Annotated in this window: 15 protein-coding genes; 7 read left to right on the top strand and 8 right to left on the bottom strand. The window is 64.6% G+C overall.

The features are described 5' to 3' along the window. Positions 1-3: 3 nt before the first annotated feature. From IP68_RS01155 to IP68_RS01145, 3 genes are all read right to left on the bottom strand, one after another. Complete coding sequence (locus IP68_RS01155) at positions 4-975, bottom strand: xanthine dehydrogenase family protein subunit M (protein ID WP_054133114.1); 972 nt, start codon at positions 973-975, stop codon at positions 4-6. Then, a complete protein-coding gene (locus IP68_RS01150; protein ID WP_197275688.1) occupies positions 972-1,508 on the bottom strand; it encodes a 2Fe-2S iron-sulfur cluster-binding protein in 537 nt (178 codons plus the stop codon). The genes IP68_RS01155 and IP68_RS01150 overlap by 4 nt, the downstream gene beginning before the upstream one ends. A 95-nt stretch (positions 1,509-1,603) precedes the next feature. Further along, positions 1,604-3,346, bottom strand: coding sequence for a DUF885 family protein (locus IP68_RS01145; RefSeq protein WP_156317887.1), 1,743 nt, complete (start codon positions 3,344-3,346; stop codon positions 1,604-1,606). A 542-nt stretch (positions 3,347-3,888) separates the two neighbouring features. Here IP68_RS01145 and IP68_RS01140 point away from each other — a divergent pair. The 6 genes from IP68_RS01140 to IP68_RS01115 all read left to right on the top strand — a co-directional run bounded on the left by IP68_RS01140 (position 3,889) and on the right by IP68_RS01115 (position 13,499). Beyond that, positions 3,889-6,660 (top strand): TonB-dependent siderophore receptor, encoded by a 2,772-nt coding sequence (locus IP68_RS01140; RefSeq protein WP_197275687.1) that lies wholly within the window; start codon positions 3,889-3,891, stop codon positions 6,658-6,660. 84 nt (positions 6,661-6,744) lie between these two features. Beyond that, a complete protein-coding gene (locus tag IP68_RS01135) occupies positions 6,745-8,979 on the top strand; it encodes a prolyl oligopeptidase family serine peptidase (protein ID WP_197275686.1) in 2,235 nt (744 codons plus the stop codon). Positions 8,980-8,983: 4 nt separating this feature from the next. Beyond that, on the top strand, positions 8,984-10,654 hold the full coding sequence (locus IP68_RS01130; protein WP_197275685.1) for a DUF885 family protein: 1,671 nt from the start codon (positions 8,984-8,986) through the stop codon (positions 10,652-10,654). Positions 10,655-10,662: 8 nt separating this feature from the next. Further along, the gene (locus IP68_RS01125; protein WP_054133108.1) at positions 10,663-11,142 is read left to right on the top strand and encodes a DUF3830 family protein; all 480 of its coding nucleotides are present in this window, start codon (positions 10,663-10,665) and stop codon (positions 11,140-11,142) included. 12 nt (positions 11,143-11,154) lie between these two features. After that, on the top strand, positions 11,155-12,054 hold the full coding sequence (locus tag IP68_RS01120) for a bile acid:sodium symporter family protein (protein WP_054133107.1): 900 nt from the start codon (positions 11,155-11,157) through the stop codon (positions 12,052-12,054). A gap of 143 nt (positions 12,055-12,197) precedes the next feature. Continuing rightward, positions 12,198-13,499 (top strand): FAD-binding oxidoreductase, encoded by a 1,302-nt coding sequence (locus IP68_RS01115; protein WP_054133106.1) that lies wholly within the window; start codon positions 12,198-12,200, stop codon positions 13,497-13,499. 11 nt (positions 13,500-13,510) lie between these two features. Here IP68_RS01115 and IP68_RS01110 read toward each other — a convergent pair whose 3' ends face one another. Further along, positions 13,511-13,978, bottom strand: coding sequence for a MarR family winged helix-turn-helix transcriptional regulator (locus IP68_RS01110; RefSeq protein ID WP_231683601.1), 468 nt, complete (start codon positions 13,976-13,978; stop codon positions 13,511-13,513). Positions 13,979-14,079: 101 nt separating this feature from the next. On the opposite strand from IP68_RS01110, the gene IP68_RS01105 reads away from it, so the two are divergent. Then, the gene (locus tag IP68_RS01105) at positions 14,080-15,828 is read left to right on the top strand and encodes a DUF885 family protein (RefSeq protein WP_054133104.1); all 1,749 of its coding nucleotides are present in this window, start codon (positions 14,080-14,082) and stop codon (positions 15,826-15,828) included. A 3-nt stretch (positions 15,829-15,831) separates the two neighbouring features. On the opposite strand, the gene IP68_RS01100 is transcribed toward IP68_RS01105, so the two are convergent. From IP68_RS01100 to IP68_RS01085, 4 genes are all read right to left on the bottom strand, one after another. Next, complete coding sequence (locus IP68_RS01100) at positions 15,832-17,265, bottom strand: indolepyruvate oxidoreductase subunit beta family protein (RefSeq protein ID WP_054133103.1); 1,434 nt, start codon at positions 17,263-17,265, stop codon at positions 15,832-15,834. Then, on the bottom strand, positions 17,265-19,388 hold the full coding sequence (locus tag IP68_RS01095; RefSeq protein ID WP_054133102.1) for an indolepyruvate ferredoxin oxidoreductase subunit alpha: 2,124 nt from the start codon (positions 19,386-19,388) through the stop codon (positions 17,265-17,267). The genes IP68_RS01100 and IP68_RS01095 overlap by 1 nt, the downstream gene beginning before the upstream one ends. Positions 19,389-19,394: 6 nt before the next feature. Beyond that, positions 19,395-20,174, bottom strand: coding sequence for a cyclase family protein (locus tag IP68_RS01090; protein WP_054133101.1), 780 nt, complete (start codon positions 20,172-20,174; stop codon positions 19,395-19,397). Between the two features lie 73 nt (positions 20,175-20,247). After that, a complete protein-coding gene (locus IP68_RS01085; RefSeq protein ID WP_054133100.1) occupies positions 20,248-22,086 on the bottom strand; it encodes a tetratricopeptide repeat protein in 1,839 nt (612 codons plus the stop codon). Positions 22,087-22,103 lie beyond the last annotated feature (17 nt).

Raw genomic sequence — 22,103 nt, 5'->3', positions numbered from 1 at the left:
GGATCAGCCCCCTGTTGCTTCGTGAAGGGTTGCGGCAAGCGCGCGCGCGGCGAGGGGAATCTTGAAATCGTTTGCGCCAAAACCGCGCGCATCCTTCAGCAGGAGCCTGGCAGCCTCATCGAACAGTGCACGCGATGGGGTTTGCCCCACCAGCATCTGCTCGACCGCAGGATCGCGCCACGGGACCGTACCCAGGCTGCCGAAAGCGAGTGCGCAGTGTGCAATGCGGCCGTCTTCCATCGTCACATCGGCCGCGACCGATACCAGAGCAAAGGCGTAAGAGGCGCGGTCGCGCACCTTGCGATAAAGCTGCCCCCCGCCGGTGGGGGCGGGCAGGCGCACCGCGGTGATCAGTTCGCCGTGCTGGAGCACATTGTCGCGCGAGGGATCCTCGCCCGGCATGCGGTGGAAGTCCGCGATTGGGATTTCACGGGCGCCATCGGGGCCTTCGGTGAGCACAACCGCGTCCAGGGCCAGCATAGCAACGGCCATATCGCCGGGATAGGTGGCGATGCACACGTCGCTGGTGCCCAGCACCGCATGGATGCGGTTGAAGCCCTCGCGCGCGGCGCAGCCAGAGCCCGGCTCGCGCTTGTTGCACGCCTGACTGGTGTCGTAGAAATAGCCGCAGCGGGTGCGCTGGCACAGATTGCCGCCGGTGGTCGCGCGGTTGCGCAGCTGCGGGCTCGCGCCCGCAAGGATCGCCTTGGCAAGCAGCGGCCAATCCTTGCGGACCCGGCTGTCGGCGGCGCAATCTGCATTGGTAACAAGCGCGCCGATGCTGATGCCGTCGCCATCGCTGGAGATGGTATCCATTCCTGTGCGGCGGATCGAGACCAGCCGCTCGGGCGTCTGGATCTGCAGCTTCATCAGATCGATCAGGTTGGTGCCGCCCGCGATCGCAGTGGCGCCTTCGCCCAGCGCTTCGCGTGCCTCCTCGGGGCTGCCCGCATGGTCCAGCGTAAAGCTCCTCATGCTGCACCTGCCGGGGTCTTGGATTGATCGGCGATGACCTCTTCAAGCGCGGCGATGATGTTGGAATAGGCACCGCAGCGGCACAGATTGCCGCTCATGCGCTCGCGCAATTCTTCGCGGCTGATGTCCGGGACTGTGGCGACATCGTCGGTCACCGCGCTCGCCCAGCCATCGGCCAGTTCCTGCATCAGCGCCTTGGCGGAGCAGATCTGCCCGGGAGTACAATAGCCGCACTGAAACCCGTCATGCGTCACGAACGCCTTTTGCAGCGTGGAAAGCGCATCGGCGCTGCCGATCGACTCGATCGTCTCGATGGTGTCGCCTTCGTGGAGCTGTGCAAGCGAGAGGCAGGAATTGATCCGGCGCCCGTCGACGATCACCGTGCACGCGCCGCACTGGCCATGGTCGCAGCCCTTCTTTGTGCCGGTCAGGCCCAGGTCCTCGCGTAGCCAGTCGAGTAGGGTGCGGCGGGGATCACCCGGCAGCGGGTGGTCGGTGCCATTGACGCTGGCGGTCGACATAGGGGGGGCCATGTCCGTGATCGATCCTCATGTTGGGGCTGGTATCCTTGCTTTACCAACGCCCCCGGACAAGGTTCCCCCGATGCCGCAAAATCATCCCAAAACGTCTATCCGCCTGTTGTTTGCATCGCCTTGGCCAGCGGCACATGTGTCCACAGCCTGCGGACCTCCTCGTCATTTCCGGTCAGGTCGTAATGCAGCAGCGAGACGGGCAGGCGGCCCGTGTTCATCAGATAGTCGTGGAAGTCCTTGATCGAGAACTTCTCGCCCAGCTGGCGGCGGCGATCGACCAGCATCTTCTGCAGCTGTATCGAGCCGATGGTATAGGTCATGCCATAACCGGGAGGACGTCGGATATAGATGCCCGCATCGACCCGCGCGACGTTGTCGTCGAGATAGGGCGTCCATTCCTTCCAGAATTCCATCGCCTGGCCCACCGTCATCTCGTTGCGCTGCATCTTGACGTCGCCGATGGTGCGTGCGGCGCGGAACAGGCCGAAGATGTAGATCAGCTCGCGGGTGCGCGGGCGGTCATCGAACAGCCCCAGTTGCACCGCGCTTTCCTCGAGATAGAAGCCCCATCCTTCGGTGCGGCCACTGTCGTTGATGTGGCGGCGGATCGGGTGCGTGACGCGCCTGCCGGTCATGCCGTCGAAGCGGTGGCCGGGGAACGTCGCGTGCAGATGATCGGGTGAGACATCGCGAAACTGGACCTGCTCCCAGAACATCGGGCCGTTGGGGCGCACCACCCATGGGGCGTTGAAGCCGACCTCCTGATAGCTCGCCGGGATGTAATCGGGGATCGTGATGATTTCCTCATCCTTCAGCCATTTGCGGATCTTGGCGTCGGTGCCGGCAAGCTGTGCTTCATATTCTTCGGCAGACTTGGGCAGTTCGAGCTCGGGCAGGTTGCGGTTGCGGTGCCGTTCGGTCGCATAGTTCGCCCAGTGGCGCTCGAGCTCGCGTTCGGCCAGCGTGACGATCTCGTCCGAAGTGTAAGGCATCAGGCGGACGTGGTGCAGGAACCAGTCATAGGCGGGCTTGCCCACCCCGGCAGCGGTGGTCATCCCTGGACGCGAGGTCACCAGCCAGTCGCGGAACCCCGCGATCGCAGCCTGCGCGGCGTCGATATCGGGGAGCAGATCGGGCTGCTGCGTTGCCGCGCGCGCGCGCAGATCTGCAAACCAGCCCATAAGCCCAGCGGGCTCGACCGAACGATAGGGCATGCCATGACCCACGCCATCGCCATTGGACAGGCTGTGGATGGCAAGGTCTGCATAGTCCGCCGCGACCGAATCCAGGTTGATCCGTGCCTGCGCGAGATAGGCGGGGATGCTCTTCAGCCGCGCCTGGAACGGCGGGCGCGCCGTGGTATCAAGCGGCAGATCGACATAGGCCAGCCGCTGCAGATCGTCGATGTACATCCCCGGATCGCGCGCCCAGGGCTTGGTGATGTTGAGCGTGAAATCCTGCAAATCCATCTGCGCGCGCACCGCAAGATAATCGACCTGCTGGTGGCGGTCCCACTTTGCGACCGCAAAATCGGGCAGCCTGGCCTGGAAGCTTGCCAGCTCCGAGCGGCGCCTGGCGACCGTGGCCGGGCTGTAATCGACAATGCCATCGACTGCCTTGGGCGTCTTCCAGCTGTTGAACTGATCGAACAGAGTCACGAAGGCATCATAGCCGGCCGCACCCTGGGGCGGACCGGCGGGCGGGGCGATGGCAGGCGTGGCGGCGGAAGCGGCGATGGAAGCGGCGGCTTGGGGGGCGCCGGAGGCGTCTGCGGCCCGGGCGATGCCGGGCTGGGCGGCGAGCAGGACCGCAATCGTTGCGAGGGATGCCATACGCATAATGCTCTTCTCCTTGACGATATGCGGCAGCCCTGCTTTCGACCGCCTGCGACTCATTCACACATCTGAATTTGAAACAAAAAAAGCATGATTTTGAGTATACTGTTCCTCGACGGGCGCCGGGTCAAGAGTGCAGTCGTCCGGTTTGCCAGCCGCGCTGGCCTCTTTTGTCTCGCAGTCGCTTAAGACGGTCAAGTGCCAGCCTGCACGGTGCCAGTATGGGTCGCGAACTCCGAAAAACTCATGATAACCAATGATATAGATTGACCTCCGAGCTGATTGACCGGCTCGTGCGTGCTCGGAGCGCAAGGGTTGGAGAGGGCAGGTGTGACGTTTTCGATTATTTTTTGAGACATATGATTGACGGCGCCCGGACAATATGCTCAAAATCACGCAACTGTTCACGGGAATGATCGGCAATCAATGTCGGCTACCCGACCTTCGCAGGTGGGCGTTAATTTCAGGGAGTGACAAAGATGGTTATGAGGCGGGTTGGAATGCAGCGTGCAGCGTTGAAGTGCGGATCTGCGCTTCTTCTTTCGATGGTTGTGACCGGAACTGCGTTCGCGCAGGACCAGGCAGATGACGAAGCCGGTGGCTCGATCGTGGTGACAGGCTCGCGTATCCCGCGTCCCGATGTCGAATCGAACAGCCCGGTGAACGTCATCGGCGAAGAGGAAATCAAGCTCTCCGTCACGGTTGAAACCGAGCAGCTGCTCAACGCCCTGCCACAGGCGGTCGCCGGTGCGGGTGCGCAGTCCAACTCGGGCAACCTGTCAGCCACGGTCAACCTTCGCGGTCTGGGCGCCGTGCGCACGCTGGTGCTGCAGAACGGCCGCCGCGTCGTCGGCGCCTCGCAGGACGGCGTGGTCGACCTCAACATGATCCCGCCGTCGCTGGTGTCGCGGATCGAAGTCGTGACCGGCGGCGCATCTGCGGTGTACGGTTCGGACGCCATGGCCGGTGTCGTCAACTTCGTGATGAAGGACGATTTCGAAGGCTTTGAAGTCGGCGGCTTCTACGGCATTTCCGATGAAGGCGATGCGGCGCGCTACAACCTCGAGTTCACCGCCGGCGGAAACTTCGCGGACGGTCGCGGCAACATCGTTTTTCATGGCAGCTATTTCGATCGCGCTCAGGTCACTGGCGCCAAGCGCGACCATGCCACTGTGTTTCTTGCCGACGCCATCGTCAACGGTCAGCCCACGCTGGTTCCGGCCGGCAACGGCGTGACCCCGCAGGGCACGATCTTCTCGCCGCAGCTCGTCGGGCTGCGCGACCGCGCCGGTACCGCGATCGGTACTGCAGGCATCTTCTTCGCGCCTGAGGGCTGGCGCGCCTATCGCGGGTCGGACGGTTTCAACGATCGCCCGTTCACCAACCTGCAGATGCCGATGCAGCGCTGGCAGGCGTCGGTGCTTGGCCATTACGATGTGACCGACGCGGTCACCGCGTTCTGGGAAGGCTCCTACGTCCAGAGCAAGATCAACTCGACTCTGGGCGCGGTGCCGATGAGCAGCTCGGGCTTCATCCCCGGCTTCCAGCTCGATCTGCGCAATCCCTATCTCGATCCCTCGCTGCGTGAATTCCTGCGGGTTAACCTCGATGGCGACGGCAACAATCTGGTGCCGGTCAACATCAACCGTCGTCTGCTCGATGCCGGCAACCGCACCAGCGACCAGACACGCGATTTCTATCGCTTCGTGCTGGGTCTCAAGGGCAACCTCACCGATCAGCTGAAGTGGGAAGTGTTCTACAACCAGGGTGAGAACAAGATCACCGACGTCCAGGGTGGCGGCGTGCTGATCGACAACTTCGCCAACTCCTTCCTCACCAACCCCGCCAATCCGTTCGATTGCGCGGTGGCCGATCCGCGCTGCGTTACCATCAATCCGTTCGGCTTCGGGTCGCTGACTCAGCAGATGATCGACTACATCTCGACCGACCTCACCAACATCACCACGGTCAAGCAGAAGCAGATCGGCGGCAGCATCACCGGCAGCCTGTTCTCGCTGCCCGCAGGGGATGTCGGCATCTCGGTCGGCGCCGAGTATCGCAAGGAAAGCTCGCAGTTCGATCCCGATCAGCTGTACGTGCAGGGCAAGGCGCTGTCGCGCTCGGCCGGCCTCAGCCCGACCGGTGGTTCGTTCGATGTCGCCGAGGTCTACGGCGAAATCTACGTGCCGATCCTCGCAGACACTCCGGGCTTTGAGCTGCTCGCCTTCGAAGGCGGCGCGCGCTACTCGGATTACTCGACCGCAGGCAAGGTCTATTCCTACAAGATCGGCGGTGAATACTCGCCGTTCGAGGGGCTGAAGTTCCGCGGCCTGTACCAGCGTGCTGTGCGTGCGCCGAACGTGGTCGAGCTGTTCTCGGGTGCCACCAACACCGCGCCGCAGGCTCTCGACTTCTGCAACGCCGATGCGGGCCGTACCACGGCAGAGCGCGACTTCTGCGTCAGCGCTCTGGGTGTCCCGGCAAGCGTGATCAACGTGTTCCAGCAGGAAAACCAGCAGATCCGTGCTGTCACCGGCGGCAATCCCAATCTGCAGGAAGAAACGTCGGACACCTGGTCGGTCGGTGCTGTCATCCGCCCCTCGTTCATCCCCAACCTTCAGCTGACGATCGACTATTACAACATCAAGATCGATCAGGCGATCGGCTCGTTCGGCGGCGGCCTGCAGGCGGTGATCACCGCGTGCAACGCCAACCTGTCGCTGACCAACATCTTCTGCCAGCCGCTGCGCAACCGCACGCCCGACGGCCAGCTGATTGATGTGCCGCTGCTTAATGCCAACATCGCCAAGCTGGAAACCTCGGGTGTCGATTTCCGTCTCGACTACCGCTACAATCTCACCGAGAACAGCAGCCTGAACTATTTCCTCGCAGGCAGCTATCTCATCGATGCGATCACCCAGGGCAGCCCGGCGGTTAACCCCGTCAACTGCGCTGGCTATATCGGCGGCGGCAACTGCACCACCGCCAACCCGACCTGGCGCTTCACCCAGCGTCTGACCTGGGCGCTGGACAATCTGCAGATCTCGCTGCGGCATCGCTTCCTGCAGTCGACCACCGATGGCCGCATTGCAGGTGCCATCGCCTCGGGCGTGGCTCTGCCGCGGCTGGCGCGTCCGGAAACCGGCGACGTGCATTATGTCGATCTCAGCTTCAATCTCGACGTGACTGAAGGCTTCAGCTTCTTCGGGGCTGTCGACAATCTGCTGGATCGCGATCCCCCGTTCTATCTGTTCGAGCGGGAAACCTTCGATGCGATCGGACGCCGCTTCACGATGGGCTTCAGGGCCAACTTTTAAGTGGTAACGCGCTGGTCGCGGCGGCATCGTGCTGCCGCGGCCAGCGGGTCGCAGAGAATGACAAGCCAGGCTGGGGTTGGTTTCATGACAGGATCAGGTGTGTTTCGGTTGGCCACTGCCGTGGCCGCACTGTGCGTGTCGTCGCTGGTGATGGCACAGGACCGGCCCTGGCCGCACGCTCCGATCCATGGCGGCGCGGATGTCGCCGGAACATCGCTCTCGATCGACGAGCTCTACCAGCCCAAGAGCCTGATCGGCACCTCGCCCGAAGGCTATAGCTGGTCGCGCGACGGCAGCACTGTGCTGTTTCTGTGGAACGACGAAGGTGCGAGCTTCCGCGATGTCTGGTCCTATTCGCCCAGGACCGGAAAGAAGGTCCGGCTGACGTTTCTGGGCCGTGACAGCAAGCCCGAGGCCGAACAGAAGGGCATCGCGCAGGCGGTTGCGCTGGGCAATGGCCGCGTTGCTTTCACCATGGGTGGGGCGCTGCATATCGTTTCCGCCGATGGCGCGATCACCAAGGTTGAAACCGACAAGCAGGCGATCCGCAAGCTGATCGTCTCTCCCGATGGCCGCCGCCTGGCGTTCATCGCGGGCAACACCGCCGACAGCCGCAACCGCGTGACGCTGGGCGGCGTGCTGTGGGTGCGTGATGTCGCGGCCACCGCCGACAAGGCTGCAACGCGCGTCGCCGGCAACGACGATCCCAAGATCTATATCGACGACTATCACTGGTCGGCGGACGGCAAGGCGATCGCCTTTCAGCAGTCCGACGACAGCGCGATGCCCGAGCGCGATATCTATTATTACGCCAAGGGCGGGTTGCAGAACAACCGCGTGATCCGCGCCTTTCCGGGCGAGGAAACCAGCAAGGCCAGCGTCGGCCTCGTCGACCTGGCATCGGGCAAGACGCAGATGTTCGAGCGGCCCGACCCCAAGCACCATATCTGGGGCTTCGGCCTGTCCAGCGACGGCAAGCGGATGTTCGTCAGCGGATCGGACATGCAGGCCAAGGAGCACACGATCTACGTCTATGACGTCGCCTCGGGTGCGCGCGAGACGTTCTACCAGCTGCGCGAGCCCAAGCATCTGCGCCCCGACTGGCAGGTGGCGTGGGCGCCGGGCGATGACGGCCTGATCATCCTCACCGATCGGGATGGCTGGCTGCACCTCTATCACCAGCGCGCAGCGGGCGAGAAGCCCCGCCAGATCACAAGCGGCGAATGGGAAATCGCCGAGTTCGACGTCGATCAGGCGCGCGGCCAGATCTATTTCATCGCCAACAAATCCTATCTCTCAGACCGCCAGATCTATCGCGTGCCAGTGGCAGGCGGCGCGGTGCAGCAGGTCAGCGGACAGGCGGCGGGAACGCACGAGCCGGTCTATTCGCCCGATTTCCGCCATATCGCCGACTGGTACAGCAACGACGCGACACCGGCCGAGCTGTATCTGATCGACACGGCAAAGCCCGCCAAGGTGGCGCAGGTCACCAAGTCGCCGCAGCCGGGCTTCTACAAGCAGACATGGGCCAATATCGGCTATGTCGAGTTCCCCAGCCATGTCGATGGAATGAACCTCGTCGCGCGGCTGAGCCTTCCGGCCAATTACGACCCGGCCAGGAAATATCCGGTGATTGTCGGCTCGGTCTATTCTGATGCGGTGCGCAACCAGTGGGGCGGCAGGCGTGCGCATCCGACGTGGGGGCTGGACCAGTATTTCGTCGCGCAGGGCTATATCGTCCTCAACGTCAACGTGCGCGGGTCCTGGGGGCAGGGCCGCGATCACAACCAGACCCAGCTTCACAGCTATGGTGAGACCGACATCAACGATCTGGAGAGCGGCGTGCGCTTTCTGGTCGAGAAGGGCTATGCCGATCCCAGGCGCGTCGGGCTGTGGGGTTCGAGCTATGGCGGGCTGATGACGATCATGTCGCTGTCCAAGAAGCCCGGCGTCTATGCCGCGGGCATCGCTGGTGCGCCTGCGACCAATGTGTGGCATGCTTACCCTGCGCAGATGTGGATCATGGGCCCGCACGAAGGCCCCGACATGCCCGCGCGGTACGAGGCGCAGTCCGCCTTGTACCAGGCCAAGGGAATCGAGGATCCGCTGATGATCATCCATGGCACGCGCGATCCGGTGGTGCTCTATTCGGACACGATTGCGCTTGCCGAAGGCATGATCGACCGCGAGCAGATGTTCGAACTGGTGACCCTTCCGGGCGGCAACCATGCCTGGGCCAGCGACAATCTGCGCCAGGCGCGCTTTGCCTTCAAGAAGATGGCCGAGTTCTTTGACCGCAACGTCAAGAACAGGAAATAGGATGTTGAGGAGGGCCATTCTCGCGATGGTGGGCGCAGCAACGCTGGCAGCGGCGCCGTGTGCCCATGCCCAGGCCGAGGTGCAGCAGTTGGGGGCCGATTTCTGGACCTGGCGCGCGGCAACCCAGCCTGCGACCAGCGACGACATCCCGCGCATCGTTCGGCCCGCCAAATGGACACCCGACTGGTCGGCTGCTGCGGTGGCCGAACAGCGCAAGACGCTCGCCGCGTTCGAGGCGAGGTGGAAGAGCCTGGCCGGCACGCCGCAGACGGTCAGCGAAAAGGTCGATTATCGCCTGATGGGCTCGGCGCTTGCCCGGGTGAACTGGGAGCTCGATCACGTCGCGGCATGGCGTCGCCAGCCGCATTTCTATGTCGCACAGGCGTTGACCCCGGTGTTCGAGGTGCTGCTGCCGCCACCGCCAGTCGAGAGCGCGCGGGTCGAGCAGGTCATCCGTCTGTTGGAAAATACTCCGGCCGTGCTCGCGGCAGGCCAGGCCAATCTCGACGACATGCGCGGACCCTTTGTCGATGCCGCGCTCGGCCAGATCGCCATCGTGCCCGACAGCCTGCGCCAGATGGCGCGCGGGCTCGAACCGCATGCCGATGCAGCGCAGCGCAAGCGGATGAACGCTGCAGTCGAACGGTCGGTCAAAGCGTTTGCCGTGTTCGGCCGCTATCTCGAAGGCCGCCGCGGCGCGTTGCCGGCTGAGACCGCGGTCGGCGCCGAGAGCTATCAGTATTTCCTCAGCCAGGTTGCGCTCTACCCGTACACCGCCGATCAGCTTGCGCTGATGGGGCGGCAGGAATGGACGCGCTCGGTGCTGTTCGAAGAGCTCGAGCGCAACCGCAATACGGGCGTTGCCGATCTGCCGATCGGGGCTTCGATCGATGCCGTGACATCGCGGCTGGCATCGGACGAGCGCGATGTGCGCACGTTCCTGCGCGACAAGAATTTGCTGACGGTGCCGGAGTGGGCGGGGCATTACAACGCCCTGCCGTTCCCCGCCTATCTCGCGCCGATCGGCTGGCTGGGCCGCACCTTCGATCTCACCGACCGGACCCGCGTCGGACAGAACGCCACCGTGTACCTGCCCGAGCCTTCGCCGAACCTAGGCTATTTCAACCTTTCGATCACGCGCGATCCGCGGCCGATCATCGTGCATGAAGGCGTTCCGGGGCACTTCTTCCAGCTGACTTTGAGCTGGAAGCACCCCAATCCGCTGCGCCGCCATTATTACGACAGCGGCGCCAATGAAGGCACGGGCTTCTATGCCGAAGAGATGATGCTGCAAGCCGGGCTGTGGGCCGATGCGCCAAAGTCGCGCGAGGTGATCTACAATTTCGCCCGGCTGCGCGCGCTGCGCGTCGAGGTTGACGTCAAGCTTGCGACGGGCGCCTTCACCATCGATCAGGCGGCCGACTATCTTCAGGCGATGGTGCCGATGGACCGCGAGACCGCGCACGAAGAGGCGGTGTTCTTCGCCGCCTCGCCGGGACAGGCGATCAGCTATCAGATCGGCAAGATCCAGACCGCGGAGTTTCTTGCCGAAGCGCGCGTGCGCGAAGGCAAGGCTTTCGATCTGCGCCGCTTCCACGACTATCTCTGGCTCAATGGCAACGTTCCCATCGCGCTCCAGAAGGAAGAATATCTGGCAACGGTGGCAGGACAATAGGGGACGAAATGCGCATCATCAAACTGGTCGAGCCGCAATCCGGGCTCTCCGCACGCTGTCGTCTGCTCGACGATGCTGCGCCCGTCTCCGCAGCATTTCTGTGGGACCTTGCCGAACGCAAGGCAGGTTTCGACGCGATCCACGCGATATGGACGGGGCCCGAGATTTCGGTACCGATGCCTGCCAGCACGCTGCCTGAAGGCATGGCTCAGCCGGCGATCCCTGCCGAGAATGCGACATCCTATCCGGACAGCGGCGACATCGTGCTCGCCTATCTGGCAGCGGGCAGCACCAAGGGGCTGCCGCCCGGTGACTTCTACGACATCGGCCTGTTCTATGGCAGCGGAGGGCGCCTGCTGATGCCGTTCGGCTGGATCCAGGCCAATGTCTGCGCGCGCATTCTGGATGAAGATCTGGCCAAGGCGCAGGCCGATTGCCGCACCATCCGGCGCAACGGCGCCTGCACGCTGTCGCTCGAAACCGCCTGAGGACCTGACCGCATGACCTATGCTGATCTGATGGGGTTGCTGGGCAACTGGCTGCTGCCGGGATCGCTGATCGCGATCATGGCCTCTATGGGGCTGTCGCTGACCGCGGAAGATTTCCGCCAGGTGTTCCGCAACCGGCGCGCGCTGATTTTCGGGGTGTGCTCGATGCTGATCGTGCCGCCCGCGATCGGCATCACGCTGGCGCTGACCGTAGCGCCTACCGCAGCGCTGGCGGTGGGCTTTGTGCTGCTGGCGACCACGCCGGGCGGCATGCTCTCCAACCTGTTCACCGACATGGCCAAGGGTGACCTTGCACTGTCGATGTCGATGACGCTGATCCTCAGCATGATCTACATCTTCGTCGTGCCGTTCTACGCGCACTTCGCGCTGCTGCACTTCATGGGGCTTGAGGCGGACGTCAACGTGCCGCTGGCCTCGTTCTTCTGGGACATCTTCTCGATCACCGTGCTGCCGGCAGCCATCGGCTTTGCGGTGCGCGCGTGGAAGCCCGACTTCGCGATCTGGTTCAAACGCTATCTCAAGAACATCGCCACCATCGTGCTGTTCAGTTCGTTCGGCGTGATCCTGTACGATCAAGTGCCGGTGCTGCGGCAGAATCTGGGCGCGCTGTTCTGGATTACCGTCGCGCTCAACGTGGTGATGGTGGCGGTGGTAATGACCATCGTGCGCTTCGCGGGCTTCACTCGTCGCGAGAATGTGGCGATCGGCATCGAACATCTGATGCGGCAGGAGGGGACAGCGATCTTCATCGCCGTCTCGATTGTCGGCAACAACGAGATGTCGCTGCCGATGATCATGAACACACCTGTCGCCTTGTGCGTCGTCATGCTTTTCGTCGCGGTTGCGCGGCGGACGGGACGACAAGCGCAGGGCGAGCCTGCCACCATCTGATCCCATCAAGTTTTCACCGCCCGCGTTCGGGCGAACAGGATAGTCGCCAACATGACCTTGTCTTCTTCGGTGGATATTGCGGGAGGATTCCCTCTCCTCCGCGCGTCCACCGCCACCCCTGCCGAATTGCTGGCGCACCGGTAATGCAGCACCAAGCGATATCGCGCCGCGATCGTCAGCCCGGCCTGACCAGTCCTGTGTGGGCGGTCAATGCAGGGCCGGCACCCAAGGTCGAGAGCCTTTCGGGCGCGCATGAAGTCGACGTGCTGGTGATCGGCGGCGGCATTGCCGGTGTCACCACCGCGCTGCACCTTGCGGAAAAGCGCGTCGATGTCGCGCTGGTCGAGGCCGGACAGTTCGGCGATGGCGCAACCGGGCAGAGCGGCGGCATCGTTGCGCCCGATTACATCCGCCATACCCCCGACAGCATCCAGGCGGTGCTGGGGGAAGCGGCAGGCGAGCGGCTGACGCGGATGATCGGCGGATCGGGCCAGCACGTGTTCGACCTCATCCGCCGCCACGAAATAGAGTGCGATGCGCGGCAGGATGGCTTTTACACGCCCTCGCACACCGATGCGCTGGCCGCTCAGCAGCGCGACTACGCGCGGCAGTGGCAGACGCGCGGACACAAGGTCAGCTTTGTCGAGGGCGTGCAGGCGCGTGCCCTCTTCGGCGCCGATCGTTATTGTGGAGCGCTGCGCTTCGAAGAGGGCGGCGGGCTCAACCCGCTGGCGTTCGTGCGCGGCCTTGCGCGGGCGGCTCAGCGCAGCGGTGCGCGGCTGTTCGGCAACAGCCCGGTCACGCGGCTCGAACGCAAGGACGGCTACTGGCTGTGCCGCACCCCGATCGGGACCGTGCGGGCGCAGCGGCTGGTGCTCGCTGCCAATGGCGGCAACGCTGCGCTTCATCCGGCTATGCAGCGCACCTCGCTGCCGCTGAACGTCTTCCAGTTCGCGTCGATGCCGCTCGATCCCGCCCAGCGTCAGGCGATCCTGCCCCGGGGCGGGGCGTTCACCGACAAGTTGCCCTATCTGTTCACCGCGCGGCTTGATGGCCTGGGCCATCTGATCTCGGCTTTTCCGATGTCGTTCATGGTCAATGGCGATCGGGCCTGTTACCGCGAGGCGCGGCGGCGGCTGAAGCAGCATTTCAAAGTGATGCCCGAGCCGCAGATCGATTTCCTGTGGCATGGCCTTGCCTGGGTGAACACCTCGTTCCTGCCCGAGATCTACGATCTGGGTGACAACGCCATCGCCATCCAGGCCTGCAACGGACGCGGGATTGCGACCAACACCGTGATCGGGTCGGAAGTGGCGACGATGCTGGCGACGGGGGACCGCGACGCGCTGTCGGTGCAGCCACGCGCGCCCGTGCCCGTGCGGTTCCACGCCGGAGCCTCGCTGCTGCCGCGGTTCCTGATGTCGCTGGCGTATCTGACCAATTGAGCGGTGCGGTCCTACCCGGCCTTGGGCGCAAGCGGTTCGAGGTTGTCGTGAAGACTGTCCAGCAGCACGATCAGCTTTTCGAAGTCCTGCGGGTCGAGCCCTTCGATCAGATGGGCATAGACCGGCGCGGTCGCCTGGCGCGCCTGAGCGAGCTGGCTTTCGCCCAATGGCGCCAGCGCCACCAGCGTGACGCGGGCATCGTCCTGGCTGGCCGCGGTTGTCACAAGCCCGGCGGCGGACATGCGCTGGATGATGCGGGTCATCGTCGAGAGGTTGATCACTGCAGCTTCGGCAATCTCGCGCGCGCCGCGCGGCGAGCGCTCGCCCAAGATCATCAGCACGCGCCAGCTCGGGATATCGAGGCCGATCGCGCGCAGCCGCTGGTCGATGATGCTGTTGTACCGGCTCACCAGCCGGTTGAGCAGATAGAACGGGTATCTTTTCACCCGGAATGCGGAATCGCCGGGGTTTCCCGACATGAAGGCGTCCATCAGCGCGGTTTAGCCGAAAATCGCGGCAGTTCAATCCGCCAGCGGGTGAGCATCGCCCCGGCCGTATCTTCAACGAAAGGCGTCGCGTGATGACAGGACAATTTGCAGGCTATCTCGGCCGCCCGGTGCGATCGCTGGCACTGGCCGGCGCAGCATTGCTGCTCGCAGCCGCCACGCCGCCGACCTTTCTCGATCTCGTCGCCGACTATGAGCGTTTCTCGGCCGAGTATCCGATGGAGGCGGGCCGGTCCGATCCGTCGCGCTCGCGCACCGGCTGGCCCGATGAGACCCCGGCCGCGATGGCATCGCGCCGCGCAGGACTTGTGCAGATCGCCGCAGCGCTTGATGCGCTCGATCGCACGGCACTGACCGGCGAAGACCGGCTCAACCGCGATTATCTGCGCGAGCTGATCGGCTGGCGGATCGAGGGTATCGATTTCGATGAGCCGCGCTTTGCCTTTGTCGCGCACGAGGGCTTCTACAACACGCCCTATTCGCTGGCGCGTTCGCTCGATCTGCGCACCGAGGCCGAGGCGGTGGCCTGGGTGGAGCGGATGCGCGGAATTTCCGGCTATTTCGACCAGCAGCGCGCCAATCTCGAGCGCGGCGTCGCGACCGGCTGGACGCATCCTGCGGTGGTGGTCGACGTCGCGGCAGCGGTGCTGCGCAACCAGATTGCGGTGCCGGTGGCCGAAGACCCGATGCTCGTGCCGCTCAAGGCGTACCCCGATGCGATGGCACAGGCACACAGTGTGATCGAGCGCGAGATCCGCCCCGCCCAGCGCGCGATGCTCGATTATATCGACCGCACCTATCGCTCGAAGGCGCGCGCCGATCTGGGCGTTGCTGCGGTGCCCGGGGGCAGGGCCTATTACGACTTTCTTCTGCGCTATTACACCACCACCGATCTTTCCGCCGAGCAGATCCACGCGCTTGGCCTGTCTGAAGTGCAGCGCATTCGCGGCGAGATGGACACGGTGATCGCATCGACCGGCTTTGCGGGCAGCTTTGCCGAGTGGCTGCACTTCCTGCGCACCGATCCGCAATTCTATGCCACCAGCCGCGAGGGGCTGATCGAGAAATACGCTGCGGCCTCCAAGCGGATCGACGGCGTGCTGCCGCGCTATTTCTCGGTGCTGCCGCGCCAGCCCTTCACCATCGTCCCGGTCCCGCGCGATCTGGAAGAGGGTTATACCACCGCGCGCGGCGGCGGGGGCGGGGACTTCGCCAAGGGCTTTGCCGGGACCTTCGTCGTCAACACCTCGCATCTCGACCAGCGCCCGCTTTACGAAGTGCCCGCGCTCAGCCTGCACGAAGCCGCGCCGGGGCATCATACGCACGGTGCGCTCAACAGCGAGAATCCGGACCTTCCTTCGTTCCGCCGAGCGCGCGACCTCCTGGCCTTTCGCGAGGGCTGGGCGCTGTATGCCGAGCGGATGGGGCACGAAATGGGGGTGTATCGCGATGCGTACGAGAGCTTCGGGAGCCTCTCGACCGAGATGTGGCGCGCATGCCGGATGGTGGTGGATACCGGCATCCATGTGATGGGCTGGGACTACGCCCGCGCGCGCAAGTGCTTCGAGGAAAACACCGCGCTTGCCGACATCAACATCGACACCGAACTTGCGCGCTATATCGGCGCGCCAGCAGGGGCAGTGGCGTACAAGGTGGGTGAACTCAAGATCGTCGAACTGCGCCGCCGCGCCGAGCAGGCGCTGGGCGATCGGTTCGATATCCGCGCCTTTCACGATCTGATCCTGGCGCAGGGGCAGCTGCCGATGACTTTGCTCGAGCAGAAGGTCGACGGCTGGATTGCGCAGCAGCAATCGCCGCACTGATCGTCAGCCGGCGAGCGCGGCCTGCAGCGCATCGCCCTTTTCATCGGCCAGTGCCGCCTCGCGCAGCCGGGCGATCCCGGACGCGGTGAGGCGGCCTGCGCGATGGCGTTCGACGATCTGGGTGAAATTGTGCAGCCCGCGCTCGAAGGTGTCGCCATAGCCCTTGATCAGCCGCTGGCATTTGACCAGCTCGAGCGCGGCATCGGGTTCGGCGCTCCGGACGAGGTCGAGCCACGCGTCGATACGCGCCTGTTCGGTCTGGTAGCGCAGCGTGCTGCGCCGCCAGCGCCGTCCGGAAGCAAGGATGGACAAAGTCAGGAACCAGCGCAGGCTGGTCGTCTCGACATGCCGCCCCTTGGTGAAGAACCGCCCGAGCAGCGCTGACAGCCTGGGGCGCGCCAGGATGCCGCGGCCCAGCCCGGCGGGCAGCGTCTCGCAGACCTCTTCGAGGCGCGGGTGCATGTATTCGGTCAGCTGGACGATCTGATCGTCCGCAGCCTTCACGTCCGCGCGCACCCGCTCGAAACGGGTGTCGCGGATCTTGAGGTCGGCAACGCGGATCGTATCCTCGTACGACATCCACAGGGCAAGATGGCGGGCTGCCTCCGCGATCAGATCCGCGTTGCCGGCCAGGCTTTCCAGCCTGGTGAGATAGAGGTCCGCATACGCCGTATCCTGATAGTCCATCAGACGGCGAACACCCTCAATTGCGAAATAATGCGCTTCATGCGGCAGCCGGGAATGGATGCGGGACTGCAGTTCGCGGCCCGCATCGCTCGACGCAGCGGGGATATGCTGCGCCTCGATCTCGGCTTCTGGGTTGCACAATGCTGAAGCAAAGCCTGCAGCAAAACCGCGCAGATTGGCATCCACCGCCTTGCCGCCCGAGACGATCGCGGCTTCGAACGCGTCGCGAGCAAAGGGCAGGGCGCTGCTGGCGCACAAGGCGCCGAACATCACCGAACTGATCACGCTGCCCGCGCGCTCGGCAGCGTCGTCCATGTTGAATCCAATATAGCGCCCCGCGCGTGTTTGCGCCGCCTGGATGATCTTCTCGCCACTTGCCCGGCCATCGCCCATCGCGGACTTCTCGTCGATCGCGTAGACGCGGTGGGTCGATCCGATCAGCACCGTGGAATCGGTGACGAACCCGCGCAGGATCGCGCGCCCGGCCTCCATCAGCTCGGACGCGACCACGATGTCGACATCGCCCGGCACCGGCATCAGCGCCAGCAGCGGTGTTGCCGGGCCGCCTCTGGGGATCATCTCGACATAATAGACCGTGGCACCCGTGCGCTGCGCGACGCCGGGGACCGAGGTGCCCTGCGTCACATATCCGTTGTTGGCGCCGAGCTGGACGATCCAGTCGGCGAGCACGCCGCCGCCCTGGCCGCCAAGGCCGAGAATGGCGATCGAGATGCGTCCGGAGGTGCTCATCAAAAGGCCCTTGCAGCGATCTGGCGCGCCGAGCGGCGCTGCAGCGCACCTATCACCCAGCCACGCAGGCGCTGGCGGATCCGATCGGCACGGTTGGGGTTGGAGATCACCTCGGCCTTGTAGAAGGACGGGCAGAGCACCGCGGCATGGCTGACCTCACCGCACACCCCGCAGCCGACGCAACTGTTCTCGACATGCGCGACCGGGTCCTGGCGCAGCGGATCGGGGTTGGCGCGGATGGTGAGCGAGGGGCAGCCCGACAGGCGGATGCAGCTATGATCGCCGGTGCAGGTGTCGGGATCGACGCCGAAGCGTTCGCGCACCACGCGCTGGCCCGACTTGATCGCCTTGGCGATCTGCGGCTTGATCCGGCGCTGGCGGTTGAGCTGGCATTCGGACTGCGCGACCAGCACCTTGGGGCCTTTTTCGGGGGACGTCAGCGCATCGCGGATCGCATCGCGCATGCCGGCGACGTCATAGGTCCGCGTCCGGGTCTTCGCCCAGGTGATGCCGACGCCCCGCACCGCCTTCTCGATCGGGTTGTTGGTGCTGCGCTGCGGGGTCTTGGCCTTGGACGAGAGGATGTCCTGCCCGCCGGTCGCAGCGGAGTAACCGTTGTCGACGATGATCGTCAGGTTGTCGTCCTGGTTGAACACCGCATTGCCGATGCCCGATGTCAGGCCATTGTGCCAGAATCCGCCATCGCCCATGATCGCTACCGCGCGCTTGCCCTCGGGCTTGAACGCCGAAGCGCCTGCGGTGCCAAGGCCATAGCCCATCGTCGTGTTGCCGATGTGGAACGGCGGAAGGATCGAGAACAGGTGGCAGCCGATATCGGCCGAGACGTGCAGTTCGCCGATATCCTTCTGCACCAGCTTCATCGCGGAGAAGATCGGGCGTTCGGGACAGCCGGTGCAAAAGCCTGCGGGGCGTTGCGGAACCGCGGTCGGGGGCAGGGCGGGGGCCTCGGCGGCAACCTCCACCGGGGCCCGCTCCGGCGCATGCGCGCGCAGGAACTTCGCGACGCCCTGTCTGATCACATCGGCGGTGTACTCGCCCGAGCGCGGCAGCATGTCTTTGCCCGCGATCCGCGTGTCGAGGTTCGCGCGGCGGACCAGCGTGTTGAGCTCATGCTCGATGAATTCGGGCTGGCCTTCCTCGACGATCAGCACCGCGCGCTTGCCGGCGCAAAATGCCTGCACCTCGTCGGGGATCAGCGGATAGGTGACGTTGAGCACGTAAACCGGCAGCTTGGCGTTGCCATAGGCGTCAGACAGCCCGATCAGCTCTAGCGCGCGGTTGAGCGAGTTGAACAGCCCGCCCTGCACGATGATGCCGATATCGTCCTGCTCGGTCCCGAAATGCTCGTTGAGCCGGTGGTCCTGGACATACTTTATCCCTGCCGGCCAACGCTTTTCGATCTTCTCGACCTCGTGCAGGAAATTGGCGGGGGGCAGCACGATCCGGCTGGTGTCGCGGTTGGGCGACTGCGCTGCTTGCGCCACCGTAAGCGGCGGACGCCGGTTGTCGCGCGCGACAAAGCTGCCGGTCATGTGGCACGCGCGCACCCTCAGCTCGAGCATGACGGGCGTGTTCGAGGCTTCGGACAACGCAAATCCCTGTTCGACCATGTCGACCAGCACCGGCAGGCTGGGTCGCGGATCGATCAGCCACATTTGCGACTTCATCGCGAAGGCATGCGTTCGCTCCTGCATGATCGAGGAGCCCTCGCCATAATCCTCGCCCACGATGATCAGCGCGCCGCCGGTGACCCCGCCCGAGGCGACGTTGGAGAGGGCATCGGAGGCGACATTGGTGCCCACAACCGATTTCCATGCGACCGCGCCGCGCAACGGATAGTTGACCGAAGCCGCCAGCATCGCGGCCGCTGTCGCCTCGCTTGCCGAGCTTTCGAAATGCACGCCGAGCCCCGCCATCAGCTCGCTCGCATCGGCGAACACATCCATCAGATGGCTGATCGGCGAGCCCTGATAGCCGCCGACATAGGCGACGCCCGATTGCAGCAACGCCTTGGTAACCGCCAGGATGCCTTCGCCCTCGAAGACTTCGCCATCGCCGATCTTGAGTCGTTCGACTTCAGCCTTGAACGAGCGTTCGGCCATGCAGCGTCACTCGCCCACGAGCGCGAGGACGCGCAGCGGACTGCCCGAGCCGCCCTTGATCTTGAGCGGTGCGGAGAAGATCACCGCGCCGGTCGGCGGCAGCTGGTCGAGGTTCTCTAGGCACTGCAGGCCATAGCGTCCTGCGGCATGAAACAAGGTGTGCGCAGGGTAGGCAGGCTCGAGCAGATGCGCCTGGCCGGCATCGGTACCGATGGTTTCGACCCCTAGGCCATGCGCATCGCGCTCATCGACCAGGAATTTCACCGCTTCTGCCGACGGCCCCGGCGTGTGCGCGCCATCTTCGCGGCGGTTGGTATAGGCATCGACATCGCGCTTGGACCAGTCGGTGCGCAGCATGATCCAGCTGCGCGGAGGAATGCGGCCATGCTCGGTCTCCCACGCCGCGATATCGGCGACGGTGAGCAGGTAATCGGGGTCGGCGGCGCACTGCTGCGATATGTCGATCACCACGGCAGGCGCGATGAAATCGGCGGGCGGCACGGTATCGACCGCGTTGTTGGCGCGGTCCTTGCCCGTAATCCAGTGCACCGGCGCATCGAAATGCGTGCCGGTATGCTCGCTGACGGTAAAGTTGTTCCAGTACCAGGCGACGCCGCGCTCGTCATAGCGCGAGATCTCTTCCTGGCTGAACGCGGCGCACTGACCGAACTCGGGGGGAAGCACCAAAGTGGGCGTATCCGGCGACAGCGTCTGTGTGAGGTCGACGGTGCGGATGGTGCCCGAAGCGACGGCGGTTGCGAGCTGCTCAAGAATGGCGTGTGACATGCTGATCCCCTTGTTCCCGGACTTGGATGGTAACTTATAAACTTGCATATGCAAGTATTATTCGTAGCGTGCTTCAGCGCACCGGAACGACATCGAAGGCGATGGTGGTGCGGTGGGCGGTATCGGCAAACGGAACGGTTCCGTGGTAGAAATAGGATGGAAACAGCACCAGCAGCCCCGGCTCGGGGCGGATGCTGTGCAGCATCTGCTCGCGCGCGCCCAGCTGCAGCCCGGTCTCGCCGAACTTCAGCCAGCCGCTTTGCCCATCGCCGACAGCATCGGGCACCGCGACATAATAGACCGCGCTGATCCAGCCTTCCGGGTGGATATGGTTGGTGTGATGGCCGCCGCTCGCCAGCCGGACCGACCATGACCCGGAAAACCTGAATGCTTCAGACTTGCGCGCCAGGAACGGGTGCGAAGGGTCGTCGGGCAGCGCGGCGACATGGCGAGCGATCGCGGCCTCGATCATCGCGCGTACCGCCAGCAGTTCGGGTAGATCGCGGCTGAACAGATCGTCGGTGGTCTGGGTGCCGCCGCGCAGGGTCTGTTCGAGCGGATGCTGGCGGCTGGTGTGCAGCGCGTCCAGCGCCCGGTCGAGATCGCGGTTGAATGCGGCGCCATCGCCCGATGGGGGGATGAGCCGTATCGCGCCGATCAGCGCGGGATCGATCAGCCATGCGGCCCTTGGGTCACCAGTCAGCCGCCAGGAAAGCCCCTGCAGCGCAAGCGCCTGCTGGTCGAACGGATCATCATCGAGGCGCCGCGCCAGCCGGTCGGCCGCGAGTGCCAGCCGGTCGGCGATGATCAGGCATCGCGCGGATTCGCGCAGGCTGGGCGCATGGCCGGGATCGATCGCCAACGCCGCGTCGAAGGCCGCAAACGCCTGGTCGGCATTCCCTGCAGACCAGCACGCCTGGCCATGCCGATAATGCAGGTCCGCCCCGCCGATGCCGCGCGCCGCAGGCCCCGCGAGCAAGGCAGCGGCCTCGTCGTGGCGACCCGACAAGGTCAGCCGGTTGGCAAGGCCGGCGAGCAGCGCGGGGTCATCCGGAGCAGCCGCCAGCGCCTCGCGATAGCTGGAGAGGTGGCCGAGCGTATCGCCCTGCTGCCACAGCAGGCGGCTGAGCGAGTCATGGACCGCTGCGTCGGTGGGCGTGAGGGCAAGCGCGCGGCGATAGGCGGCGGCTGCCTCGTCAATCCGCCCCAGATCCTGCAGGCAATGCCCCAGATTGTAGTGGATCCGTGCTTCGCCCGGGGACCTGTCTGCGCAGGTCTGCAGCAGCGGCAGCGCCTCTTGCGCGCGCCCCGCCAGCCGCAGAGCCACTGCCAGATTGTGCAGCCATGGCGCATGGTCAGGGTGCTGCTGCAAGGCGGTGCGATAGGCCTTTATCGCGTGAGTGTAATCATCAAGCGCGCTGTAGGCCTGACCCAGCACCGCCCATGCGCGGGCGTTCACCGGTAGCGCGCGCACCAGTGGTTCGAGGGTTGTGACCGCCTGACGCGGATTATCCGAGGCTATCTGCGCCAGTGCCAGGTTGATCCGGGCATCGGCGTAATCGGGCTTGAGCGAGATCGCCTGCTGATAGGCGCGCACCGCTTCCGGGTGCTCACCCAGCGCGGTCAGGCTGTTGCCCAGATTGTTGAGAACGTGCGGCTGATTTGGCTGGACCGCAAGCGAGCGACGAAAACAATCGGCTGCGGCCTGCTGGTCGCCGCGCTGGCGCGCCACCATACCCTTGAGCTGAAGCGCGTCCGGCTGGCGCGGCGCCGCGGTGAGGATACGGTCGAGAACAGCTTCCGCCTGGTCGAGCTGCCCCGACCGCGCCAGTCCCATCGCCTGGTTCAGTGCCGCTTCCAGACTTGGCTGTGGTCGTGCCAGTTCCACCTCGGCTCCCGCTGCCGCCAGCATCTGCCTGACGGCCTGAA

The organism is Blastomonas sp. AAP25, assembly GCF_001295965.1.
Taxonomy (GTDB): Bacteria; Pseudomonadota; Alphaproteobacteria; order Sphingomonadales; family Sphingomonadaceae; genus Blastomonas; species Blastomonas fulva.
Note: the sequence above shows the minus strand (reverse complement) of the source record. Positions and strands in the feature narration are given on the sequence as shown.